The organism is Mesorhizobium sp. M4A.F.Ca.ET.090.04.2.1, assembly GCF_003999085.1.
Classification (GTDB): domain Bacteria; phylum Pseudomonadota; class Alphaproteobacteria; order Rhizobiales; family Rhizobiaceae; genus Mesorhizobium.
The window spans coordinates 1-5436 of record NZ_RZOT01000426.1 but is presented as its reverse complement, the minus strand read 5'-3'; the positions used below and the strand labels follow the sequence as shown (position 1 = coordinate 5436).

Sequence of the window (5436 nt, the reverse complement as noted above, 5' to 3'; positions counted from 1 at the left end):
CTCCAGCACCAGACACGAGCCTGCGCCCTTACAGACCGCGCCGCCGTCGCCGGTGGGGTGCGTGCCGGCGACGGCCGAGTTCGGGACGGAAACCGAGCCGAAGGCCGAGACGGCTATGGCCGCGGCGAGCGAGATGCGCTTGAAGTTGGTGAAGTTGGTCATTTGAGCATTTCCTTCTCTTTGATCGAGGTTCGCCGTTCCGGCGTCCTTCTGGGTTGGGGAGCGCCTTCTTGGCGTCCATGCAGGCTTGGTGCGCCCCGGAGAGGAAAGGTTCACGTCTCGGTTTGATTTCTTGTCGGACCGGTTTTCAGGCCTGGCGAGTGCGTCTCGGCAAGCACCGGGCGATGAGTGCGCAGGCATAGAGGCCGGCGATTCCGCGATGCCGTCTGCGAAGAAAGTCCGACCGGTCGAGCCGCCAGTTTCGCTCGATCGCCGCCATGATAACCGGATTGGTCCACGTGCAGCAGCCGGCTGCGGAATAGATGGTGACCTCGCCGGCATAAAGGCCCGGGGCATTTCAAGACAGATGCGGCGGATATAGTCCTTGGCCGCAAGCTTGTCGGCCAGCGTCACGAACAGCGGATCGCGGTCGACGATTTTTCGCCAGAGCATCAGCTCGTGATGGCTGCGCGGCGCGGCGGGATTAGGCAGGTAGCCGAGCTTCCGGATGAAGCGGAAGACAAGAGCAGGGTGGCGAAGCGTTAGCAGCAGCCGGGCTGCGGCCAGGACAAGGCGACGTCTTGCCGAACCATGCAATGCGGCGCTGCGGATCACGGCAGGAAGGCCGGCTGTGGCAAAACCAAAAACCGCCCTTCCTGTCGGATAAGCCGGCTTGCTCAGGCCTTCTTCGCCAGGACCTTCTTGTGGTGGTGATGATGATGGTGGTGGTGGTGATGCTTGCGGTGATGATGATGACGGTGATGCTTGTGGTGCACCGGAGCAGCATCGGCGCTGGTCGCGCCGAGGATCGGCATCGAGACAGCGAGGGCCACCGCCAGCCCGAGAGCGGAGAGAAGGGACTTCTTCATGATAACGTTTCCTTTTGCGCGGGCCGCATTCCGAGGGCACCGGACCAAATCGGTGGCTCGAGCGCCGCGATCGGGACTATCCTCCTGGATTCTTTCGGCAATTTTTCCCGATTGTAGAATTTTGTTTCTGGATTGTGTCTGAGTGACATCCGCGCCGTTTCGGCTGGGCGTTTGCCCCGGTTGCAGAGATGATCGCCCACATCGGCGGCACAACGCCGTTGTTGCCAACCATGACGCGGCCGGATGTCAGCATGCCGTCGCCGGCGCACTGGGCAGTGGCGAAGACGACAGCGCCGGGCCTGAGGTCGTCCGGCGTGGCCGGCGCGAATGCCACGACAGGCTGGCCCGATCCTTCCTGAAATGGCTGGCGCACCTGTCTGGCTTGCCAGCGACATCCGCGGAACGAACGGAGGCTCAACTCGATGTTCGGTTCTTCAAAAGAACTTGATTGGACCTCGCGAAAGACGGGACCGCGCATTTGGCCGGTTTCCGCTTCGTTAAGTCGTTCCGGCGTCGCTTCACGATGGTGTGACGCCCGCTTTGGCGCTTGGCAAATCGCCGCCGAGCGGTCATTGTCTCGCTCGTCTCAGGCAACCCATGATTTGATCAGTGTGTTTCAAACCCAAGGAGTTGCCAATGCCTGCCACTGCAAGACGAGAAGTTCTGACTGATTTGATTGCAACGCCCGGCCATAGCGCCCTCAAAACCGCCCGCGAAACCAGGGGATACAGCCTCGAAGAGCTGTCCCTGACCTGCGGCCTGTCCATTCAAGAGATCGCCGAAATCGAAAGTGGCAGGGATACTGATTCTTCGAAGCTGCGACGAATCGCTGTGGCGCTCCAGCTCCCCGAAGATGCCGTCATTGGCGCGGCGGCGATGGCGCCACCGGAAAGCCGGATCGCCTGAGAGCTGTTCGATAAGCCGGCCGCGGCAATGTTTCCGAAAAACCGGATTCCGCTTTCAGGATTGGGGTCCTGTGGTGGAATTCGGTTGACCCGCACGGGGTTATCACGATAGATCGCGGCCGGTCCGGAGTGTAGCGCAGCCCGGTAGCGCACTTGACTGGGGGTCAAGGGGTCGTCGGTTCGAATCCGGCCACTCCGACCATTCAAACCAGAGACTTGCCCCCAAAAGTCTCTTCTCCTGAAATCAGCGATTTCTGTAGCCGCCTCGGTCGGGCAACAAGCGGATCGTCATGCGGGCGCCAGCCGCAATTCCTTCTGATGCCGGTATTCGAGCGCGATCGCGCCCCAGATCAGGCCGAGCAGCAGGTAGACATGGCGCCAGTGGTCGATGTCGATGAAGGTGCCGAGGCCGATATTACCGACGAAGGCGACATAGGCGCACAAGAGATAGGGCTGCCAGGGCCGGTCGCGCAGAAGGATGCGGAAGCCGGCCACGATCGTCCACACTGTCAGCGTCAGGAAACAGATGAAGCCAAGCCAGCCGTAGTCCATCAGCATCTTCAGCCAGATGTCGTGCGTGTCCTCGCCAAAGATGGTGCCGAACACCAGCGGGCCGATGCCGAACGGATGCTCCAGCGCCATCTGGAAGCCGATCGTGTAGCGGGCGAACCGGCCAAGGCGCGCGGTGTCGTAGCTCTGCTCGAGATGGGCGCGGCTGGAGAACATCTCGCCCACGCCCGGCAGTTGCAGGATCACGACCATGGCGATGACAAGCAGCGCGATGGCGGCGATCGTCATGATCACCACGCGCAGCCGGAACTTGCCGCTGTTGCTCTGCAGGAAGAGTGCGCCGGTCAGCAACACCGCCGAAACCGCGAACATGCCCCAGGCGCCGCGCGAGAAGGAAAAGAAGATGCCGGCGGTGATGATCAGGAGCGGCGCCGCGACCAGCGGCATACGCGCGACGGGACCGGTCAGGAGCAGATAGAGCAGGTAGACGCCGGGCAGCACCAGGAACGGTCCGAACACGTTCGGATCCTGGAAGGCGCCGGCGGCGCGGTCGTATTTGGTGAACACCTCCGCTCCCGGGAAGGCGTGGAAATAGCCGGCGATGCCGAGCAGCGCGGTCAGCACCGCCGATACCACATAGGCGATGAAGATCAGCCGGTAGAGGCTGGGCTGCACCGACGCGACCGCGGCAAAGAAGATCGCGGTGAAGGCGAGGAACATCGAGACGGCGAGGTAGAGCGGCGTGTTGGCGAGATTCGCCATCTGCGTCATCGAGAGCATGCCGCCAATATTCATCACTATCAGCAGCGCCAGAAGTGGGACCACCGCGCGCGAGATGCGCAGGCCGAAAACCCCCCACACGGCGATGAGCCCGACCATGTAGAGGTCATAGGGCGCCGGCTCGTCAATGACGAAGCCCGAGAGCAGCAGGCCGAAAAAGACCGCGCCGGATGCAATCAGTGCGATCAGCTTGGCGTTGACCGCCTGAGGCGGCAACCTATTGACCGCCGCCGCCGGCAGATCATGGGCGACCGCGCTCAATAGGCATTTTCCGTGTTGAGCAGCCGCACTGGGGTCAGGAACAGGATCCTGAGATCGAACAGCAGCGACCAGTTCTCGATGTAATAGAGATCGTATTCGGTGCGCATGCGGATCTTTTCATTGGTGTCCAGCTCGCCGCGCCAGCCATTGATCTGCGCCCAGCCGGTCACGCCCGGCTTGACCTTGTGCCGGGCGAAGTAGCCGTCGACCACCTCATTGTAGAGAAGGTTGTGCGACTGGGCGGCGATCGCATGCGGGCGCGGTCCAACCAGTGACAGCGAGCCGAACAGCGAGTTGAAGAATTGCGGCAGTTCATCGATCGAGGTCTTGCGGATGAAGCGGCCGACGCGGGTGACGCGCGGATCGTTTTTGGTCACCGTCTGCTTGGCGGTCGGGTCCGATCGATCGGTGTACATCGAGCGGAACTTGTAGACCTCAATGATTTCATTGTTGAAGCCGTGCCGCTTCTGCTTGAACAGCACTGGCCCCTTGCTGTCGAGCTTGATGGCGATGGCCGTCACCAGCATCACCGGCGAGAAGACGATGATGCCGATGATCGAAAACAGGATATCAAAGGCGCGCTTGGCGACCGAGTCCCAGTCGTTGATCGGCTTGTCGAAGATGTCGAGCATCGGCACCGAGCCGATATAGGAATAGGCGCGCGGGCGGAATTGCAGCGCATTTGAATGTGCCGACAGTCGGATGTCCACCGGCAGCACCCACAGCTTCTTCAAGAGCTGCAGCACGCGCGATTCGGCGGTCAGCGGCAGCGACACGATCAGCATGTCGATGCGGGCGATGCGGGCAAAGTCGATCAGCTCGGAAATGGTGCCGAGCTTGGGATAGCCGGCGACGATCGGCGGCGAGCGCTTGTCGCCGCGATCGTCAAAGATGCCGCAGATGCGGATGTCGTTGTAGGGCTGCCTCTCGACAGAGCGGATCAGCATCTCCGCCGACTTGCCCCCGCCGACAATGACGGCGCGCCGCTCCATGCGCCCATCGCGGGCCCAGCGCCGGATCAGGTTGGACATCACCAGCCGGAGGCCGAAGATGAGCACGAAGCCGACGACGAACCAGGTGCCGAACAGGAGGCGCGAATAGTCCTCCGACATCTTCATGGCGAAGGCCGTCAACGCCATCAGCGCGAAAGTCCCGGCCCAGACCAGAAGCACCCGGCCAAAACTGGCGATCGGCCGCATGAGGGCGGCGATCTGGTAGGAATCGGTGACGTCGAGCAGCACCACCGCCAGGAACGAGGCGGCGGCGATCGTTACTGGATACTGCCAGGCGAGATAGTTGAAGAAGCCGACATAGTAGAAATAGAGGCAGAGGCCCGACACGAACAGCAGCGCGAATTCGACCATGCGCAGCACGCCGCTGACCATGATCGGCGACATCGTATCGCGCCGGTACTGCGAGGCAACCTGACGCGCCACATCGTTCAGGCCGCTCGCTGCTTCGCTCTCGGCAGGGCCGTCGAATTTGCGTACCGCATTCATTGAAAAGCGGCGTGCGGGGTCGATCTCGTTCATTGGATTGTCCGCGGGCTTCGCTCGGCTGAATAGCAAAAGAGAGCTAAGAAACCCTTGAGACAACAGATGGCTTTGAACCGGTTGCCACCCTGCGTTGAGGCGGACGGGGCTGGTCAGCGTGAGAAAACGTCCCAGAGCAAATCGACCACGCTCTAGCGCCGGAGCGCGGCAAAATAGGCCTTCTCGATCTCCGCGGCCATGACGTCGGCGCCGAATCGTGCCTTGAGGTCGGGCGCCCCGGGCATCAGGCGCTGATAGGCGCCGAGATCGGAGAGCGCGTCGCTCAGCCTGTCGCCAAGCTGGTTCGGATCGGGACGGATCAGGGCAGGGGAGGCTTCGCCGAATATCTCCGGTATGCCGCCGACGGCGGTGGCGATCATCGGCTTGCCGGCGGCCAGCGTCTCCAGCACGATATAGGGC

6 protein-coding genes, 1 tRNA gene and 1 pseudogene are annotated in these 5436 nt (G+C 62.0%); 2 read left to right on the top strand and 6 right to left on the bottom strand.

Going from position 1 to position 5436, the window contains the following annotated elements; genetic code table 11:
- From EN781_RS24670 to EN781_RS24660, 3 genes and pseudogenes are all read right to left on the bottom strand, one after another.
- Window positions 1–774 (bottom strand): annotated as a pseudogene (locus EN781_RS24670) (hypothetical protein); the annotation flags it as partial.
- Between the two features lie 62 nt (window positions 775–836).
- Window positions 837–1028, bottom strand: coding sequence for a hypothetical protein (locus tag EN781_RS24665; RefSeq protein WP_126054930.1), 192 nt, complete (start codon window positions 1026–1028; stop codon window positions 837–839).
- Window positions 1029–1104: 76 nt separating this feature from the next.
- A complete protein-coding gene (locus EN781_RS24660; protein ID WP_126054929.1) occupies window positions 1105–1506 on the bottom strand; it encodes a hypothetical protein in 402 nt (133 codons plus the stop codon).
- 158 nt (window positions 1507–1664) lie between these two features.
- On the opposite strand from EN781_RS24660, the gene EN781_RS24655 reads away from it, so the two are divergent.
- On the top strand, window positions 1665–1934 hold the full coding sequence (locus EN781_RS24655) for a helix-turn-helix transcriptional regulator (RefSeq protein WP_126054928.1): 270 nt from the start codon (window positions 1665–1667) through the stop codon (window positions 1932–1934).
- A 124-nt stretch (window positions 1935–2058) separates the two neighbouring features.
- Window positions 2059–2135: transfer RNA gene (locus tag EN781_RS24650), tRNA-Pro, on the top strand.
- An 86-nt stretch (window positions 2136–2221) separates the two neighbouring features.
- On the opposite strand, the gene EN781_RS24645 is transcribed toward EN781_RS24650, so the two are convergent.
- The 3 genes from EN781_RS24645 to EN781_RS24635 form a co-directional block, all read right to left on the bottom strand.
- Window positions 2222–3484: an O-antigen ligase family protein gene (locus tag EN781_RS24645; RefSeq protein WP_127400407.1), complete on the bottom strand. Its 1263-nt coding sequence runs from the start codon at window positions 3482–3484 to the stop codon at window positions 2222–2224.
- Window positions 3481–5016, bottom strand: coding sequence for an undecaprenyl-phosphate glucose phosphotransferase (locus EN781_RS24640; RefSeq protein ID WP_126054927.1), 1536 nt, complete (start codon window positions 5014–5016; stop codon window positions 3481–3483). Before EN781_RS24640 ends, EN781_RS24645 begins: the two co-directional genes overlap by 4 nt.
- 152 nt (window positions 5017–5168) lie before the next feature.
- Window positions 5169–5436 (bottom strand): glycosyltransferase (locus tag EN781_RS24635; RefSeq protein ID WP_145965607.1); only part of this gene is annotated, 268 nt, incomplete at its 5' end.

Excerpts from the sequence above, each read along its gene's own strand:
- EN781_RS24655 (WP_126054928.1), top strand. The coding sequence starts at position 1,665 with ATGCCTGCCACTGCAAGACGAGAAGTTCTGACTGATTTGATTGCAACG.
- EN781_RS24660 (WP_126054929.1), bottom strand. The coding sequence starts at position 1,506 with ATGCGCGGTCCCGTCTTTCGCGAGGTCCAATCAAGTTCTTTTGAAGAA.
- EN781_RS24640 (WP_126054927.1), bottom strand. The coding sequence starts at position 5,016 with ATGAACGAGATCGACCCCGCACGCCGCTTTTCAATGAATGCGGTACGC.
- EN781_RS24665 (WP_126054930.1), bottom strand. The coding sequence starts at position 1,028 with ATGAAGAAGTCCCTTCTCTCCGCTCTCGGGCTGGCGGTGGCCCTCGCT.